Genomic DNA, 17,537 nt, shown 5'->3' with positions numbered 1-17,537 from the left:
TTCTGACTTTCTTTTCAAAATCAAAGACAGTACAGGTTTCCAATGATTACGTTTTAGGGCATGAAACTTTCTCGAGCTTCTGCCCCGGAGTCCTCGGACACATCCCGCCCGGCTCCGACATCGATGTCTCACCTGCCTGAGGCGCTGCCGCCGCAGATGCCCCAGACAGCCCGCCCGCCACTAGCTACCGACACGCTACTTAACTGCACTTCCCTTCCCGCAGTCGTCGTCGACCTCGCGGCGGTCGAAGCCAATGCCCGCGATATGCTCCGCCGTGCAAACGGGATGCCTATTCGCGTGGCCTCGAAATCGATTCGCATTCCACAGCTTATTTCGCACGTCCTGGCCTTCCCCGGTTTCCAGGGCGTGCTTGCATATTCGCTGGCAGAGGCGCTGTACCTATTCCGAGAAGGCATTAGTGACGACATCGTCGTCGCCTACCCAACGCTTGACGCCCGCGCTATCTCAGAGCTTGCCGACGATGATGCAGCGCGTGCCGCCATCTGCGTAATGGTTGACCGTCCCGAGCATCTGGAGGCGCTGGCGACGTCGGCAAGCGAAAATGCGCCAATCCGCGTGTGCATGGACGTCGACGCATCCTTTCGTCCCCTCTCCGGCGTGCATATCGGTACGCTGCGCTCAAGCCTGTTCTCGCCGAAGCAGGCAGCGGCGTTTGCCAAGCAGATCATTGCCCACCCGGAGCTGCAGCTGGCCGGAATCATGATGTATGAGGGACACATTGCCGGAGTGGGCGATGCCGGAAACTCCCTGCGTGCGCGCGCAATTCGAGTGATGCAGGCCGTCTCAAAGAAGGAATTGGCAAAGCGCCGCGCGAAGGTTGTCGCTGCAGTCGAGAAAGTGGCGGGGCCGCTGGAGTTTGTCAACGGTGGTGGCACGGGGTCGCTGGAGTCGACGTGCGCCGAGGCCGCAGTCACCGAGGCAGCGGCGGGGTCGGGGTTCCTGGCACCAACCCTCTTCGATAACTATCGCGCATTCAATCTGCGCCCGGCGTCCTGGTTTGTGTTGCCGGCGACGCGACGCCCTAAGAAGGGCGTGGTCACGGTGTCCGGCGGTGGTCGAATTGCCTCTGGACCGGCGGGAGCTGACCGGCTGCCAACCCCCTGGTACCCCACTGGCCTGCGCTACGCGGCAGAGGAAGGACCAGGTGAGGTGCAGACTCCGCTGCTCGGCAAGACCGCCGACGCAATTTCGCTGGGAGATCCCGTGTGGTTCCGCCACGCCAAGGCCGGCGAAATAGCCGAGCACACACAAGAAGTCATTGCAGTTCGAGATGGCGCCATCATCGCCCACTGGCCCACGTACCGAGGAAAGGGATTGATCTTCACATGAGCAATTCACGCAACAACGCCCGCTTCACAGTCTCTACAGTTGAGTCCCGCGTACCACGCGTACGTCGGCGTGCGCAGGCAAAAGCCGTCGCCAACTCTCATTGGAGCAATTGGGCGCACACGCAATCGTGCACCCCGTCCTACACTCATCAGCCGCACGATGATGAGGGCGTTATCTCGGTAATTAAAGCGGCGAAGACCGAAGGAACTACGGTGCGCCCGCTAGGGGCCGGTCATTCTTTTACTTCCGTGGCCACCACCGATGGGCACCGCATTCAACTCGACCGCTGCTCTGGTCTGGTCGAACTCGACGCCGCCAACCAGACCGCCACGCTGCGTGCCGGCACTCGCCTGCGCGACACTCCAGGTATTCTGCGCCCGCTCGGTTGGGCACTTCCCAACCAGGGCGATGTCGATCCGCAGTCGCTGGCCGGTGCTATCTCTACTGGCACACACGGCACCGGGCTTGGATTCACCGGCTTCGCAGGCACCGTGAAAGGATTCAAGATTGTCACCGCGGATGGCGTCGTCAGGCACTGCCATCCGGACGCTGAGGGAATCGACGGCGAGCTCTACCGCCTCGGACGGCTGGGACTGGGTGTCTTCGGCGTGCTTACGGAGGTCACGATGTCCGTCGTGCCAGCGTTTGATCTGCACGCCGACGAGCACCGCGAAGAGTTTGATTCCCTACGCAAGAGTTTCGCCGAGCGCTGCAAAGAAGCTGACCACCTGGAGTTTTTCTGGTTCCCGGGACAGCGCGAGACGCTGGTCAAGCACAATACTCGCATTGAACCGCAGCGCCACCGCCGCCCGAGCCGCAATAGCCTGAAGCAGCGCCTGGGCAGCGCGCGTACGTATCTTAACGACGAAGTCGTCAACAACATGGGACTCTTGGCGTGCTGCGAGATTGCTAAGGCCATTCCCGCTACGACCGATACCATCAACCGGATTGCCACCAACACCGTGCCAGAGCGCAGCTACTCCAATGAGGCGCACAAGGTCTTTGTCTCGCCGCGCCGAGTGCGTTTTTCCGAGATGGAGTACTCCGTCCCGCTCGAGGCCGCTTCCGATGTCCTCGGGGAAATCCGCGACGCGATTGCCCGCAAGAGGATGAAAGTCTCCTTCCCCATCGAGGTGCGCTCCGCGAAAGCCGATGATGTGGCCCTATCCACTGCGTACGGTCGCGACAGTGCCTACATCGCCATCCACCGCTACTGGAAGGAAAATTATCGAGAGTACTTCAACCTCATCGAGCCGATTTTCAAGGCCCACGAAGGTCGCCCGCACTGGGGCAAATTGCACACGCTCCGCGCGGAGGATTTCGCGGAACGTTATCCGCTGTTCGGCGAGGTCCAGGCACTACGGGAAAAGGTCGACCCGCAGGGAATCTTCCTCAACGAGCACCTGCGCGAACTTTTCTGCTAATTATCTGCCGGCTTTACGACGTCCCGGGTAACCGCCCCATCCGTCTGGTCGGCGGCATCGTCGGAAACCGCGGCCGGTTCAACACCGGCCTTGCGGAGTTCCCGGCGAACCCGCCTCTGGCGCCGCATCTTCAGGATGAGATCGCAGATGAACAGCGCGACGGCACCCCAGATGATGAAGAACCCGATCCAGCGCTCCGGTTCGAGCTGCTCGCCCAGCACAGTGACTGCCAGGGTGATTTGGAGAACTGGAGTCAGGTACTGCATCAGGCCCAATGTGGCCAACGGCAGGCGCTTGGCACCTTCGCCGAAGAGAAGCAACGGAATGGCGGTAGCAACACCGGCGCTCATCATGAGCAGCACGTGACCAGTTCCTTCGGAGGTAAAGGTGCTCTGCCCGTTGTAGGTCAACCAGAGGATGTAGGCCAGCGCAATCGGTGTGATTACGGCGGACTCGGCCGTCAGCGAAGCTGCAGAGGAAAGCGATACCCGCTTCTTCATTAGTCCGTAAAAACCGAAACTGAACGCCAGCGCCAGCGCACCCAACGGCGGATGTCCCACACCGATTGTGAGAACAATGACCGCAATGGTTGCCAGGATGACACTGCCGAGCTGCAACCGCGAGATGCTTTCACGGAAGAAAATCATCGCCAACAAAACGCTGACCAGCGGGTTGATGAAGTAGCCGAGCGCGGCCTCCGCCACCTGCCCATTGTTGACCAGGTAGACGTACACACCCCAGTTGACGGAGATCAACAGTGCGGCAATAAAAATAGTGCCCCAGGTCTTGGCACTCGCGGCCTTCAGCTCTGGCCATGCGCGCATGAAGCTGAGGGCAATGACCATAAAGACAAGGGTCCAGACGAATCGGTGCGCCAAAATCTCTACGGCCCCTGCTGGTTCCAGCAAGGGGAAATAGAGCGGAAACAGCGCCCACAAAAGGTACGCACCGAATGCCTGAATCACTGTTGACTGACTCCTTTTCGTTCTCGTTGAAACTGACTGCGTACTGGCGGCAGAGTTCTAGCCGCTTCATCCTAGTCGTTTGGATTTGGGCACTCAGTTCTGGCTTCTATTAGTTCTGACCGCTTAGTTCTGGCTCAGCCCCGGCGCAAAGAGCGGATCTTTATCCGTGAAGCCGGAACTCAGCACCGGGCGAATACCAAAACGGCCACGCGCCGCATCTGATGGCAGCGCCTCGACAGCTTTCACATCGGGCATTTTCTTGACATCCATCAACGATTCAGCGTCACCATAGACCAGTAACCCGTTGAAGCCGAGCCGTTCGTCGTCAATCGCGACGTCTGCGTAAGCAGCTGCTAACTCCAGCTGATCTTGCAGCAGCTTTTCTTCGCTCGCTGTTTTACTCGGCTGCGGCAAATACCGGGTGCTCACACCGCCGATGATTGCAGTCGACACTCGCAGAGAGGGCTCTTTTTCATAGACCTGTGCCGCTTCTTGCGCATCGAGCAGCCGGTCAAAAGTCACCATCGCCCAGAACTTCGGGTCCTCCACGACTGGCTGGCCGGTCTTTAGCCGGTAGTCCTCTTTCTTCATATTCGCGAGGGACTCGTCGGCACGCTCTACGTACTGCTCGGTTGCTTCCCACGGGTCCGGGCCGAGCGCATCGCCGTTGAGATTTTGCGGCTTGCTTACCCGATCGGAAGTCGAAGCGACTGCTAAAACAATCACCAATATGACAACACAGAAACCAGAGATCAGTGCCATCACTGGCGAAATACTGCCGTCACCAGTGCTTTTCGCACGAGTTTCACGGCGTGGTGGGTTCTTGGATCCCGATGGGGTCTGCGTCATGCGCTCTGCCTCAAAACTTCCAATGCGTGGTTCAAATCATCTGGGTATGGACATTCGATTTCCATCCAGCGCCCATCTGCCGGATGGTGGAAACCAAGCGAGACCGCGTGAAGCCACTGGCGGTTGAGCCCCAGCCGCTTGGCCAATGCCGGATCGGAACCGTACATGGGATCGCCGCAGCATGGGTGATTCAGCGCAGAGAAGTGCACGCGAATCTGGTGCGTGCGCCCAGTCTCTAGATTCACCTTCAGCAGCGTTGCTGGGGCGAAGGCCTCAAGCGTTTCGTAGTGCGTCACAGCATGCTTGCCATCCTGGCGGACGGCAAAGCGCCAACCCGCCGAAGGATGACGGCCAATCGGCGCATCAATTGTCCCCGACAGCGGATCCGGATGCCCCTGAACCAGAGCGTGATAGGTCTTGGACACCTCACGGTTTTTGAACGCCCGCTTGAGCACGGAGTAGCCCCGTTCGGAGCAGGCGACAACCATCACGCCAGAGGTGCCAACATCGAGGCGATGCACGATGCCTTTTCGCTCGGGCGGACCGGAGGTAGAAATGCGGAAACCAGCAGCCGCCAGTCCGCCGATAACCGTTGGGCCTTCCCAACCGACCGACGGATGTGCGGCCACACCGACAGGCTTGTGAACAGCCACCAAATCGGAGTCGTGGTAGAGCACGTCCATGCCCTCGACGAGTTCCTCTTTGGGATCCAATGGCTTTTCCACCGGCGGCAACAACACAGAGAGGAAAGCGTTTTCTTCCAATCGGTCGGACTTACCAACGCTCACGCCATCGACCGTGATGTCCCCAGCCGCTGCCAAATCAGCCACCGCTGTGCGCGAGAGCCCCAGCAACTTAGCCACACCGGCGTCTACCCGCATACCGGCCAAGCCCGGTGGAACGGGCATCTGCCGGGTTTCTCGGTCGGGCTGGTGCGCTCCCCCGAGTGCTGCACCGGTATTTACTGCATTGTCGTTCACTGCTGTCCTCCCTCCGCCGACTGCTTCTGATCCTTTTGGGCAGATTTCTTCTCCGCTGCAATCTGATCAGCGAAGAGATCCGGCTCCTTGGAAAAAACCATCCAGATAACGAGGATAATAACGCCCACTGTAATCGCGGAGTCCGCGATATTAAATACGGCAAAACCCTTCACCGACAGGAAATCGACGACGTGGCCGACGTAGAAACCGGGTTCCCGAAACAGCCTATCGATGAGGTTGCCCAGCGCACCACCAGCAATAAGCCCCGCTGCAGTCGCCGATATAGGACTGCGCAGCCAATGGGAAAAGCACATCACAGCCAGGATGTAAACCAGCTGCAACGTGGTAAAAACCCAGGTGGCGTTCGTGCCAAAGGAAAAGGCTGCACCGGGGTTAAAAACGAGCCGCAACTCGAAGAGATCGCCAATGACCTGCACCGCAGGACGGCCATCGAGAGTCTTCAAAGCGATAATCTTGGTCAGCTGATCGATAATCGCAACTGACACAATAACCGCAGCGAGAATCCCCCGCCGCGGGAAATATGTCCTCGTTTCCTTCTTAGTCACTGTCCCATAATGGCCTAACAAACCCATATTCAGCCAACTGACACCGCCCGGGTGGTTCCTATCCACCGCGAAACCGGTACGCTAACCGGTGTGACTCGACGTTTCCAATCTCAGTTTGTTCCGGCCTCCTCTGCTTTACGACGTGCAGGAGAATCCACCTCCTCGTGGTTCCGTCGACCTAGCCGCAGCGACCAGCCTGGTCACACCAAGCATGGCCTGCTGGCGAGGGTCGGCACCGCTGTTGTTGCCGCTACCACTGTGGTGTCATTGGCCGCGTGCTCGTCGGAAAGCTCGGTGGAAACGCAACCCGTGGACGTTGCACAACCCAAGGTCGAATTGACCAGTGCTGGTAGCGGTGAGCTGGCGAGCGTGCGTTGGAAGGACGACGGCGCGGAGCAGGAGTCGACCGTGGCGGTGACGCAGGGCTTCGCGCAGCGTGGCGGAAACGCCGATAGCGACCAGACGTTCCCGGACACCCGCCTGGAAATCCCCCTGACTAGTACTGTTACCAGCGATGACGATACTCGTGTGGTGACGTCAGAGGTGGGTAAACCCCACGGCTCCAACGATGAGCTGAATGAGGATATCGCGACCGCGCAGGGCTTTATCTCTGATTGGTCAACAACGGCCACTGGTGAGGTCAAAGAACTCAAGCTGGGAGCGCCGGAGAAGGCGACCGACACTGCTCGAGCTGGTGTGGAGATGGCGCTGCAGCAGCTGCATTCCGTACCTATCGTCTTCCCCTCCGAGGACATCGGAAAGGATGCGACCTGGACGGTCGAAAGCGAGGTCGAAGGCCAGACCACGATGACGCAGAAAGTGACCTATACCCTGCTCAGCCGTGCGGGCGACATTGTTAATTTGAAGGTCGATGTCAAGCAGGTTCCGACAGTCACCGAGTTGGACACTGGCGGCGAGGGTGCACTGAAGGTTGTCGAGGCCACGACTGACATGCTTGCCGACCGCGTCACCATCGACCTGACTAAGCCGCTTCCGATGAAGGGCAACATCGACTTTGTGACCTCCGTGACCTACGGCGACGGCAACTCCGATGTGCGCATCACTCAGCAGACGCACCGCGGGCTGGAGTTTAAGGACGGCAGCGGGTCGAAGAAGTAGCCCAGAAGAAATAGCTCTGGCCAGCGCAAGGTTAGAAGACGAGAAAGTGTCTAGGTTTATGTCACTTTTCTGCCCAAAAAATGGGCGGAACTGTCATAAACCTAGACACTTTCTTTTGTCTGCCCAGTGCACCCGACCGGACTAGGCTGTGATACCTGGCCCGATGGCGCCTAAGCCGGTGGAGGCGGAGGAGGCGCGTCCTCCGCCGGAGCCGGAGCCGGCGCAGGAGGCGGGACCTCCTCAGCCGGCGGTACAGGCGCGGGTGGCGGAACTTCCTCAGCGGGTGGTTCGGGCGCCGGAGCCGGGGCTGGCTCCTCGACCGGTGCTGGGGCCTCCTCGACCGGAGCCTCTTCAACTGGGGCTTCTTCCTCCGGCTCAGGCGGCGGCGGAGGGGTTTCGCCCGGCGCGAGACAGAACCCCGGCTTGTGCTCCGGATCAAGCGTCGACGCCAGGTTGCAGGCCCATTCCTTGCTCAGCATCCAACGGCCATCCCTGTAAATGAAGTCCACCTGATCCACGAGCATCGGATCTTCCTCCGGGCGGAGGATATTGACACCGGCTACGGCCTGCTTCGTCGTGAAGCCAGGCGTGATCGGATCAATGACATCAAAGCTAATTTCCTGCTCATTGGCACTATTGGTGACAATGTCGAAGAAATCGCCGGCAGTATCTCCGTCCTCGATGGTCAGCGCCTTTTCCTCGATAGGTAAATCGGGGTTGATAAGGCGTGCGAGGACGTCGTTAAGCTCTGCGCGCGTCGGCAGCATGATGACTGGTTCCGCCGAGCTGGATGTCTTCGATTCAGTCGTCGGCGCTGCAGTATTGCCGCCACCGCAGGCAGCGAGCCCAAGTGCGCTGACCGAGACAATCGCCGCTACTGTCACACCACGCGCTGTGCGCCAACGCATTCCGCTAACGCGCTGGTTGCAGGGGACTTTCATATGTGCACTACTCCAATAAAATCTGCATGAAGATTTGCTGGCTTCACGCCTTCCATAATCCTACACAAGGCCAAAACATCGCCTGGGTAAGATGGTGGACATGTCGACTCAGGATCATTCCCCGGCTAGCTCGGCCTCGTCTAGCACGGCCTCCCCTCGCCGAATCGTTGTCATCACCACCGGCGGCACCATCGCCTGCACCACGGATCACAGCGGTGCGCTAACCCCGACCATCTCGGGCACGGAGCTTGTCGCAGCGGTCGCGCAGCGTTATCCAGAGGGCATGTTAGAGCTGGAGGTTCGTGAGCTCGGGATGCTGGACTCGTCGAATCTCGCGTTCACCGACGTTGACCGTATTCTCGCCACTATTCACGAAGTGCTTGACGACGACTCCGTGGACGGTGTCGTCGTAACTCATGGCACGGACACGATGGAGGAAACGGCCATGGCTGCCGATATTTTCCATGCTGACTCGCGTCCGGTTGTCTTTACTGGTGCACAACTTCCCTATGATCATCCGGAAACCGACGGGCCGGGGAACCTCTTTGAGGCCGTGACCATTGCTTCCGATGCCTCTGCGCAGGGAATTGGCGTTCTTATTGTCTTTGGCCACGCAGTCTTGCCGGTACGAGGTGCGACGAAGTGGCACACAACCGATCCTTTGGCTTTTGCCACTAATGCACCGGAGGAGCCGGTTCGTCCAGATCCGCTGCCTCTGGCGGCTTTGGCGGGCTCGAAGGTAGAGATTATCCCCGCCTACTTGGGTGCAGATGGATCACTGCTGGATTCGGCAGTCGCCGCCGGTGCACGCGGCATTGTCGTAGAGGGCCTGGGGTCGGGCAATGTCTCCGATGAGTTTGCCGCTGCCATTGACCGGGCCATTGCGGCTGATGTGACCGTCGTGATGGCAACGCGCGTTCCGCGCGGTGATGTCCACGCCGCCTACGGCGGTGCCGGTGGCGGTGCGACGCTGGCTCGGCACGGTGTGATTAGCGCTGGTTGCGTGCATGCACCGCAGGCGCGCATCATTCTCGCCGCCGCGCTGGCTGCGAATGTGCATCCGCAGACGCTGTTCTAATTCACGCCTCGATGATGCGGATGATTTTCGCCGGGTTTCCAGCCACGACTACGCCCGCGGGAACGTCCTTAGTCACCACGGCACCCGCGGCGACCACAGAATTGTCGCCGACGTGAACACCGCCCAGGATGATGGCTCCGCCACCGATCCAGGCATTGCGTCCGATGATGATTTCATCTCCAGACTCTAGATAAGCGGCTCGGGCCTCAGCTCCCAGTGGGTGTACTGGTGGAAGCAGCTGTACGTTGGGCCCGAGCTGCGCATAGTCGCAGATTGTTACCTTCACCACGTCAAGTGCGGTGAGCCCAAAGTTGATGAAAACGTTGTCGCCGATGTGGATGTTATCGCCGTAGTCCAGGTAGATCGGCGGGCGAACGGTGCTGCTCTCTCCGAAAGACCCCAGTGCCGGTGCTAGCACTTGCTGTGCTGCCTGCTGGTCTTCGCGGAATGCGACCTCAAATTCAGCGGCCACCTGGCCAATTCGCGCGTTCAGAGCCTGTGATTCCGGATGATCGGCGATATACCACTGACCGTTCAGCATGCGCTGGCGGTTATCCAGACCGTCGTCGGGAAGTGTGGTCGACGGATTCGGATCTCGATCGGTGTTGCGCAACGAGGCGCGGCGAGCTGTCTCAAGCTCTGCAATGCGGGATTCGGTAGTCATAGTGCCCCAGTTTACGGACAGCGCATAAACAGAGCGCCGCGAACGGCATCGAGGCAGTCAGCCATATCAAGCATCCGCGTCGGGGCCGAGTTCGTCTTCGCTTTCCCGTTCAGGTTGCGGCAAGTCGAGAGCTGCTGCTTCGTCGGATGCCAGCCACTCCGGCCAGTCCAAACTGCACACCGCGGAGCACGGGCGCAGCTCCGGGTCGTCTTCCTTCAGCGTAATCATGCGCCCGGGGCCACTGGTGCGGCTTTCAAAGCGGACGGTCACAATCCCGTGCCCCGAACCCTGTACCCAACCATGTCCATACTCGCTGTGGTGCACATCCGAGGTAGGTGCCCACTTGGAATCGGAAAGCCGAACGGTCGGCAACGCACCGGTTCCGGATAGCTCGACCAGGCCGGCGGGAGCGTCGGAAAGCGCAGGTGCTGGCACTCGATCTTCGACGGTGATAGCACGGTCGAGCTCAGGAAACAGGACTTCTTGTATGTGCGAATCCAGCCCGGAGAAACCGACGCCCACCAGTCGCACTGGGCCGACCTCCGCGGGCGTGAACGCGATTCGGTGCGCCACCGCCATGAGGGTGTCGAAATCCTGTGTGGCGTAGGCGAGCGTCTCAGATCGGGTATGGATGCTCAGGTCAGACAGACGCACCTTGCAAGTGATGGTGCGAGCACCACGGCCATCTTTCTTGAGCCGTCGAAATGCGGACTCACCTGCGCGATCGACGGCGGTGTGGAGCTGGGCCTGCGACTCCAAATCCTCAGGATAGGTGTACTCCGCCGATACAGACTTGGCGACATCGCGCTCCTTAACCGGCCGATCGTCCGTCCCCTGCGCCAGCTGCCACAGCATCACACCGGTTTTGGATGTCAGCGAAACCTCGACATCACGCTGGGACATGGCGGCAAAATCACCGATCGTCTCCACACCCAGCGTGTGCAATTTTGCAGCGGTGACAGGGCCGATGCCCCAGAGCTTCTCTACCGGCAATGGGTGTAGAAGCTCGTGATTGCGTGCGGGGTCCAGCACGTACACGCCATCGGGTTTCGCCAGGCCTGACGCAATTTTCGCGAACTGCTTGCCCGCGCCCGCGCCTATCGACGAGGCCAAGCCGGTCTCCCGCCGGATATCTGCCCGCAGTTGCTCCGCCCAGGCAATGACCTGCTCCTTCGAGGCTCCCTGAAGCTCTTCGGGTTCCATGAAAGCCTCGTCGACGCTGAGCTGCTCGACCACGGGCACGCGCTCGCGGATTACAGAGAACACGCGGCGCGACACCGGCCCGTAGATGCCCTTGCGCGCGCTGACCGTCACGGCGGTCGGTGGCATGAGACGACGTGCGCGAGCCATCGGCATAGCCGAGTGTGCGCCGTACGCGCGGGCCTCATAGGAGGCACCGGCGACCACACCTCGACCGCCCAGTCCGCCGACGAGAACTGGCCGCCCGCGCAGAGTCGGGCGAGTGAGCTGCTCGACGGACGCGAAGAACGCGTCCATGTCGATGTGCAGAACCCACCGCCCGGAAGTCGGCATAGAGATTACTCTCCCCTACTGCTTGGCAATATCCGCCGAGCAGCCGTCCGCCACGTCGTAGCTCAGCGACTCTCCGCCAGCGACGACCTCGAAAGCGGTTGCGAGAACCTCGCGGGCGATGAGGTCAGCGTGGCGGTTGGCCCACTCCTCACGCTCGGCCGGGACCTGCAGCTTCACCGAAATGCGGTCGGTGACCTCAAGGCCAGCGTTCTTGCGGGCATCCTGCAGACCACGGATGCGGTCAGCGGCCCAACCACGGGACTCCAGGTCCTCGTCGAGCTCAGTGTCAAGCACGACCAGACCATTGACGCCGTCGACCTCAGCGGTGGAATCCGGCGAGATCGCGACCAGGTTGCGGGTGTACTCGCCCTCCTGCAGCGGAATGCCATCGGCGACAACCGCGCCGTCGACAACCTCGTAGTTGCCAGACTTCACAGCCTTAATGACCTTCTGGACGTCCTTACCCAGGCGCGGACCGGCCACGCGAGCGTTGACGGAGACCTCGAATCGTCCCACCGAGTCCACGTCGGAGGTGAACTCCACCTTGTCGACGTTGACCTCGGAGGAAACGATGTCGGTGTACTCACGCAGACGCTCGGCATCCGGGAATGCCAGGGTCAGCTTCTTCAGCGGCAGACGGTTGCGCAGCTGGTTGGCCTTGCGGATGCGCGATGTTGCCGAGCAGACATTGCGGACAATGTCCATGGACTCAACGAGTTCGTCATCGGTCGGCAGCTTGTCGACGTCCGGCCAATCCTCCAGGTGCACCGAGCGGCCGCCAGTGAGCGAGCGCCAGATGACCTCGGTGGCCATCGGCAGAAGCGGAGCAGCCACACGGGTGAGAACCTCCAGCACCGTGTACAAGGTATTGAAGGCCTCTGGGTGCTTGACATCGCCGGCCCAGAAGCGGTCGCGGGAGCGACGCACGTACCAGTTGGTCAGTGCGTCACAGAACTGACGGACCTCATCGGTGGCAGCAGCAATGTCAGTGTTGTCCAGGCACTCAGTGACAGCACGGACGGTTGCTGCAAGCTTGGCCAGGATGTACTTGTCCAGGATGTTGTCGGAGTCCACCGACCACTCGGCCGGCTTGGAGGCGTAGAGCTGCAGGAACGAGTATGCGTTCCACATCGGCAGCAGCGCCTGGCGTACGCCCTCGCGAATACCCTGCTCGGTGACAATCAGGTTACCGCCGCGCAGAATCGGGCTGGACATGAGGAACCAGCGCATGGCATCGGAGCCGTCGCGGTCGAAGACCTCGTTGACGTCCGGGTAGTTGCGCTTGGACTTACTCATCTTGTTGCCGTCATCGCCCAGCACGATGCCGTGAGCGACAACCTTCTTGAACGCCGGGCGGTCGAACAGTGCAACCGACAGGACGTGAAGCAGGTAGAACCAGCCGCGGGACTGGCCGATGTACTCCACAATGAAGTCGGCCGGTGCGTGGGACTCGAACCACTCCTTGTTCTCGAACGGGTAGTGGAACTGCGCAAACGGCATGGAACCGGAGTCGAACCAGACATCCAAGACATCCGGAACGCGGCGCATCATGGACTTACCTGTCGGGTCGTCCGGGTTCGGGCGAACCAGCTCGTCAATCTCCGGGCGGTGCAGTGTGGTCGGGCGAACGCCGAAGTCCGCCTCCAGCTCATCGAGGGAACCGTAGACGTCGACACGCGGGTACTCGTCGTTGTCGGAAACCCACACCGGAATAGGCGAACCCCAGTAGCGGGTACGGGAGATGTTCCAGTCACGTGCGCCCTCGAGCCACTTGCCGAACTGACCGTCGCGGACGTGCTCCGGCATCCACTCAATCTCGTTGTGGTTGAGCTCCACCATGCGCTCGCGAATCTTGGTAACGGACACAAACCAGCTCGGCAGTGCCATGTAGATCAAGGGCTCGCCGGAGCGCCAGGAGTGCGGGTAGGAGTGCTCGATGGTGCGGTGCTGGACGACGCGGCCAGCGGCCTTCAGGTCACGGATGATGTCCTTGTTGGCGTCAAAGACCAACTTGCCCTGGTACTCCGGCACCTGCGAAGTGAACTTACCGTCCATGTCCACCGGAATGATGACATCAATGCCGTATTCATTACAGGTGTTCATATCGTCTTCACCGAAGGCCGGCGCCTGGTGGACCACACCAGTACCGTCCTCGGTGGTGACATAGTCGGCCACCATGATCTGGAAAGCGTTCGGGTGATCTGCGAAGTAGTCGAAGATCGGCTGATAGGTCAGACCTTCCAGGTCAGCACCAGCGACGGTAGCCACGACCTCGTGTTCCTTGCCCAATTCCTTGGCGTAGGCACCAATCAGTGCTTCTGCCAGCAGGAAGGTCTTACCTGCAAACTCCGGCACGGAGGAATCCTCGCCGACCTTAACTACGGCGTAGGTGACCTTCGGGTTAACGGCCAGACCGAGGTTGGACGGCAGCGTCCACGGTGTGGTGGTCCAAGCGATAGCCGCAGTGTCAGCGAGCACCGGGGTATCCGCCAGCGTCTTCTCCGCTGCCGAGCCTGCCTTGGCACCGGTGAACGGGAAGGTCACGGTCAGGGTCGGATCCTGGCGCATCTTGTAGGAGTCATCCAGGCGGGTCTCCTGGTTGGACAGCGGGGTGTGCTCTGCCCACGAGTACGGCAGCACGCGGAAGCCCTGGTAGACCAGGCCCTTGTTGTAGAGCTCCTTGAAGGCCCAAATCACGGACTCCATGTAACTCATGTCCATGGTCTTGTATCCGCCGTCGAAATCAACCCAACGCGCTTGACGAGTGACATATTCCTTCCACTCGCCCGCGTACCGCAACACCGACTCAGCGCAGTACTTGTTGAAGTTAGCCAGACCCATTTCCTCGATCTGGCCCTTGTCCTTAATACCGAGCTGCTTCTCTGCCTCCAGCTCAGCCGGCAGACCATGGCAGTCCCAGCCAAAGACGCGACCAACCTGGTAGCCACGCATGGTCTTGTAACGCGGAACAATGTCCTTGACGTAACCGGTCAGCAGGTGACCGTAGTGCGGTAGACCGTTGGCGAACGGCGGGCCATCATAAAAGACGTATTCGTCAGCACCATTACGCTGATCGATAGAGGCCTGGAAAGTGCTGTCCTTGCCCCAGTACTCCAGAACCTTTTCCTCCAGTTCCGGAAACTTCGGGCTGGAGGTGTACTTACCAAAGTCAGCAGTGCGCGGATACGCGCCACCTGCCGGAGTGGCCTCAGCAGAGGCATTTACATCGTTCGAATTAGACACCGTTTCTACGTCACTTCCGTGGTCGAACATCATTAATACTCACCACGGGGACGCATGCCTAGCCCCTTCAGCGTTGTTACTGGTGACGCTGAAAAGGAGTCTCGCGCGGTACCACCCCGCTTGGCATCACGCTTTACGACGGTTCTTGCGAACAAGAACCATGCGGCTTCACGCGATAGCCCGCTTATTTAATAAGGCTTTGTAACGGTGCCAAACCGTTCGGTTCTACTGGGCCCATTTTCTACTGGACTGTTCTTCCGAAACGCTCCCCGGTGATGGCCGGCTCATTGCGCGTATGGGTGTCAGTATAGCAGTGTCTCAGGCAACTACTACAACCCTGACCGGAACAAAGAATGCGATTGGTTCGCAGGGAAAGATAGCAAAAACCACCGCGCTCTGCCTCCCCTCCCTGGGGAGCCGAGCGTGGTGGTTTTCTACGTGTTGGCTACGTAATTAGTTGTTGTAGCCGTCGGCCGGGGCAGCCGACTCGCGAGAGTTCAGGTCGTCGAGCTGGGACTCCAGGAAGGTCTTCAGGCGAGTGCGGTACTCGCGCTCGAAGATGTGCAGCTCCTCGATGCGCCCCTCCAGAGCGGTCTGCTGCTCCTTGACGGTGGTCATGATCTCGTGGTGCTTGCGCTCTGCATCGTCCTGCAGCGCGGTTGCCTTCTGCTGCGCTGCGGTGATGGTGGCGTTAGAGCGAGCGTCTGCGTCGCTGATCATCTGCTCGCTGCGCTGGCGAGCGTCAGTGAGGGTCGACTCAGACTCGTTACGGGCATCAGCCAACAGCTGCTCACTGCGCTTCTTGGCATCAGCCAAAGTTGCTTCTGCCTCATTGCGAGCGTTGGTGATAGTGCGCTCGGCCTCTTCATTGGCCTCTGCCACGGTGCGGTCAGCGTTTTCACGAGCCTCGGTGACAAGCTTGTTGGCCTCAGCGTCGGCGTCAGTGGTGACGCGATCAGCGGTGTCCTGAGCAGCCTGCAGGATACGAGCAGCGCGGAGGCTAACTTCCTGCGACTCGGTGCCGGTGCTTGCTGCAACTGCCTGCGGCTGCTCCGCAGCTGCGGAGGAAGCCTGCTGTGCAGAAGCCTCTGCCTCAGAAGCACGCTTCTCAAGAGCATCCAGACGATCCTGGTAGTGAGCCTCAATCTCCTGCTGCTGAGCGCTCAGGCGCTCGTTGTACTCAGCGCGCAGCTCCTGCTCAATTTCCTTGCGCAGCTTGTCCTCATCGACAGCCGGCGCCGCAGCGGCAGCACCGGAAGCAGCGTAGTCTGCGCCGCCACCCTGCTCTAGCTGACCCTCAAGGTCCTCAACCCGCTGGCGCAGCTCAGCGTTTTCATCCTGGAGCTCACCCAGTGCGTCCTCTACGAGGTCGAGGAACTGATCGACCTCGTCCTCGTTGTAACCACGCTTGCCAATCGGAGGCTTGCTGAAAGCCACATTATGCACATCAGCCGGAGTCAACGGCATGGTGAGTTCCCCTAACACTTTGAGCGGACAGTTCTTAAGAAATCTTAAGAGAATTATTTCCAGTAGTACTGTTTACCCGGCCAATCCTACCTGCTCTAGTCACAGTCCTCACCCCATTTATTTTGGGCAGGACTCTATCCCCCACGTTCTAACCAATGGCAAAGTTCTAGTAAAACGTTAAACCTCGCCCTTACCCTGCACCTTTAGCCACAGAACTTTACCCCCGACACAATAAAAACCCATTGGGGATTACATTCCCCAACGGGTTCCTATTGTTGCCCCCGATTAACACCCCCGGCGGCAATTCAATGCCCGAGAACATCGCATTCGGGACAGTCAAAACAACACAGCTCCACCGAAATCCACATTGTGGATCCCAAGCAAACAGTTAGCGATATTTACGCCACCGCGCCGAGAGCTACCTGCAGCACCATTCGCAGAATCATAAGGATGAAGAACAAAACAAGCACAGACATGTCCACCATCACGTTGCCCATCGGCATAGGCGGGATGAGTCGGCGCAACAGCTTCACCGGCGGGTCGGTAATGACAAAAACAACTTCGCCAATCGACGAAAACACCCTGCCTGGTCGCCAAGAGCGAGAAAATGACTGAATCATTTCAATCACAATGCGAGCCAACAGCAGATAGGTGAAAAGCTTCAGCAGGATTAGCAGAACTAGCAGTAGTGAAGACACGAATAAACAGTCTAGCTAATTAATCGAAATACGAAACACTAACAAGCCATGCGAGCCGGCTGACTAGCCGGACATCCGGTCGAACTGGCCCTCGTTGACATCGCAGCCATGCGGGTACAGGGTGAACACGGAGCCGTCAGCCTTGATTCGACCGCGCAGACCGAAAACCAGTCCAGCAACGAAGTCGACGTAGCGCTTAGCCTCAGATGGGTCAAGCTCACTCAGATCGAAGGTGACAATGTCACCGTCGCGGAAGTGCGAACCGATGTCCGGAGCCTTGGAGTACTTGTCCTGGAAACCACTTTCCGGCTTGATGAAGACCTGCTCCGGTTCCTTGGTCTCAGCAACGGAGTGCAGGTTGCCGTAGCGGTAGTCCTCCTCGCGGGAGTTCACACTTGCAGTCTCACGTGGAGCCTCTTCGCGCAGCTCGTAGCGGTGGCGCTCCGCACGACGCGAGTCGGCATAGGAGTCATCAAAACGCTCCTCGTCACGGCGGTCAAACTCGTCGTAGTGCTCGTCGTAAGCCGCGTCATCAGTCGGGGTAAGACCGAAAAAATTTGAAACCCCACGGAAGAAATCAGCCATCTTCTGCTACGTCCTTCTTAGTGTGCGAATTTAAGTCTGTGCTACCCACAACCTACCGGCTGGGTTGGCAATATC

General features: G+C 59.5%; 15 protein-coding genes. 4 read left to right on the top strand and 11 right to left on the bottom strand.

Going from position 1 to position 17,537, the window contains the following annotated elements; translation table 11 throughout:
- The first annotated feature begins 60 nt into the window (after nucleotides 1-60).
- Both QP978_RS04140 and QP978_RS04135 read left to right on the top strand, forming a co-directional pair.
- On the top strand, nucleotides 61-1,350 hold the full coding sequence (locus QP978_RS04140) for an alanine racemase (protein WP_284856873.1): 1,290 nt from the start codon (nucleotides 61-63) through the stop codon (nucleotides 1,348-1,350).
- The gene (locus tag QP978_RS04135) at nucleotides 1,347-2,774 is read left to right on the top strand and encodes a D-arabinono-1,4-lactone oxidase (protein WP_048734784.1); all 1,428 of its coding nucleotides are present in this window, start codon (nucleotides 1,347-1,349) and stop codon (nucleotides 2,772-2,774) included. The genes QP978_RS04140 and QP978_RS04135 overlap by 4 nt, the downstream gene beginning before the upstream one ends.
- Here QP978_RS04135 and rarD read toward each other — a convergent pair.
- The 4 genes from rarD to lspA all read right to left on the bottom strand — a co-directional run bounded on the left by rarD (nucleotide 2,771) and on the right by lspA (nucleotide 6,134).
- Nucleotides 2,771-3,739, bottom strand: a complete 969-nt coding sequence (gene rarD, locus QP978_RS04130; protein WP_048734788.1) for an EamA family transporter RarD — start codon at nucleotides 3,737-3,739, stop codon at nucleotides 2,771-2,773. The two genes, QP978_RS04135 and rarD, sit on opposite strands and share 4 nt — an antisense overlap.
- A 123-nt stretch (nucleotides 3,740-3,862) precedes the next feature.
- On the bottom strand, nucleotides 3,863-4,588 hold the full coding sequence (locus QP978_RS04125; protein WP_048734791.1) for a hypothetical protein: 726 nt from the start codon (nucleotides 4,586-4,588) through the stop codon (nucleotides 3,863-3,865).
- Complete coding sequence (locus QP978_RS04120; RefSeq protein ID WP_284856885.1) at nucleotides 4,585-5,496, bottom strand: RluA family pseudouridine synthase; 912 nt, start codon at nucleotides 5,494-5,496, stop codon at nucleotides 4,585-4,587. Before QP978_RS04120 ends, QP978_RS04125 begins: the two co-directional genes overlap by 4 nt.
- 68 nt (nucleotides 5,497-5,564) lie before the next feature.
- On the bottom strand, nucleotides 5,565-6,134 hold the full coding sequence (lspA, locus tag QP978_RS04115) for a signal peptidase II (RefSeq protein WP_005510314.1): 570 nt from the start codon (nucleotides 6,132-6,134) through the stop codon (nucleotides 5,565-5,567).
- A gap of 90 nt (nucleotides 6,135-6,224) precedes the next feature.
- Between lspA and QP978_RS04110 the strand changes: the two genes are divergently transcribed.
- Nucleotides 6,225-7,253 (top strand): hypothetical protein, encoded by a 1,029-nt coding sequence (locus QP978_RS04110; protein WP_284856871.1) that lies wholly within the window; start codon nucleotides 6,225-6,227, stop codon nucleotides 7,251-7,253.
- A gap of 170 nt (nucleotides 7,254-7,423) precedes the next feature.
- Here QP978_RS04110 and QP978_RS04105 read toward each other — a convergent pair whose 3' ends face one another.
- Nucleotides 7,424-8,161 carry a WKL family lipoprotein gene (locus QP978_RS04105; RefSeq protein WP_284856870.1) on the bottom strand — a complete coding sequence of 246 codons (738 nt, stop codon included), beginning with the start codon at nucleotides 8,159-8,161 and terminating at the stop codon, nucleotides 7,424-7,426.
- Between the two features lie 133 nt (nucleotides 8,162-8,294).
- Here QP978_RS04105 and QP978_RS04100 point away from each other — a divergent pair, with 133 nt between their 5' ends.
- Complete coding sequence (locus tag QP978_RS04100) at nucleotides 8,295-9,272, top strand: asparaginase (RefSeq protein ID WP_070607110.1); 978 nt, start codon at nucleotides 8,295-8,297, stop codon at nucleotides 9,270-9,272.
- Nucleotide 9,273: 1 nt separating this feature from the next.
- Here QP978_RS04100 and QP978_RS04095 read toward each other — a convergent pair whose 3' ends face one another.
- The 6 genes from QP978_RS04095 to sepF form a co-directional block, all read right to left on the bottom strand.
- Entirely contained in the window at nucleotides 9,274-9,936 is a 663-nt protein-coding gene (locus tag QP978_RS04095; RefSeq protein WP_082149817.1) for a sugar O-acetyltransferase, read from the bottom strand.
- Nucleotides 9,937-10,002: 66 nt separating this feature from the next.
- A complete protein-coding gene (locus QP978_RS04090) occupies nucleotides 10,003-11,469 on the bottom strand; it encodes a DNA polymerase IV (RefSeq protein ID WP_070607015.1) in 1,467 nt (488 codons plus the stop codon).
- A gap of 15 nt (nucleotides 11,470-11,484) precedes the next feature.
- Nucleotides 11,485-14,745: an isoleucine--tRNA ligase gene (gene ileS, locus QP978_RS04085; RefSeq protein WP_284856869.1), complete on the bottom strand. Its 3,261-nt coding sequence runs from the start codon at nucleotides 14,743-14,745 to the stop codon at nucleotides 11,485-11,487.
- 420 nt (nucleotides 14,746-15,165) lie between these two features.
- The gene (locus QP978_RS04080; protein WP_049170271.1) at nucleotides 15,166-16,179 is read right to left on the bottom strand and encodes a DivIVA domain-containing protein; all 1,014 of its coding nucleotides are present in this window, start codon (nucleotides 16,177-16,179) and stop codon (nucleotides 15,166-15,168) included.
- 398 nt (nucleotides 16,180-16,577) lie between these two features.
- On the bottom strand, nucleotides 16,578-16,877 hold the full coding sequence (locus QP978_RS04075; RefSeq protein ID WP_048731166.1) for a YggT family protein: 300 nt from the start codon (nucleotides 16,875-16,877) through the stop codon (nucleotides 16,578-16,580).
- 63 nt (nucleotides 16,878-16,940) lie between these two features.
- Nucleotides 16,941-17,462: a cell division protein SepF gene (sepF, locus tag QP978_RS04070; RefSeq protein WP_048731168.1), complete on the bottom strand. Its 522-nt coding sequence runs from the start codon at nucleotides 17,460-17,462 to the stop codon at nucleotides 16,941-16,943.
- Between the last annotated feature and the right edge of the window lie 75 nt (nucleotides 17,463-17,537).

It is taken from the genome of Corynebacterium sp. MSK035, assembly GCF_030232615.1.
Classification (GTDB): domain Bacteria; phylum Actinomycetota; class Actinomycetes; order Mycobacteriales; family Mycobacteriaceae; genus Corynebacterium; species Corynebacterium jeikeium_D.
The sequence above is the reverse complement of the archived record's forward strand: the minus strand, read 5'-3'. Positions and strand labels throughout refer to the sequence as shown.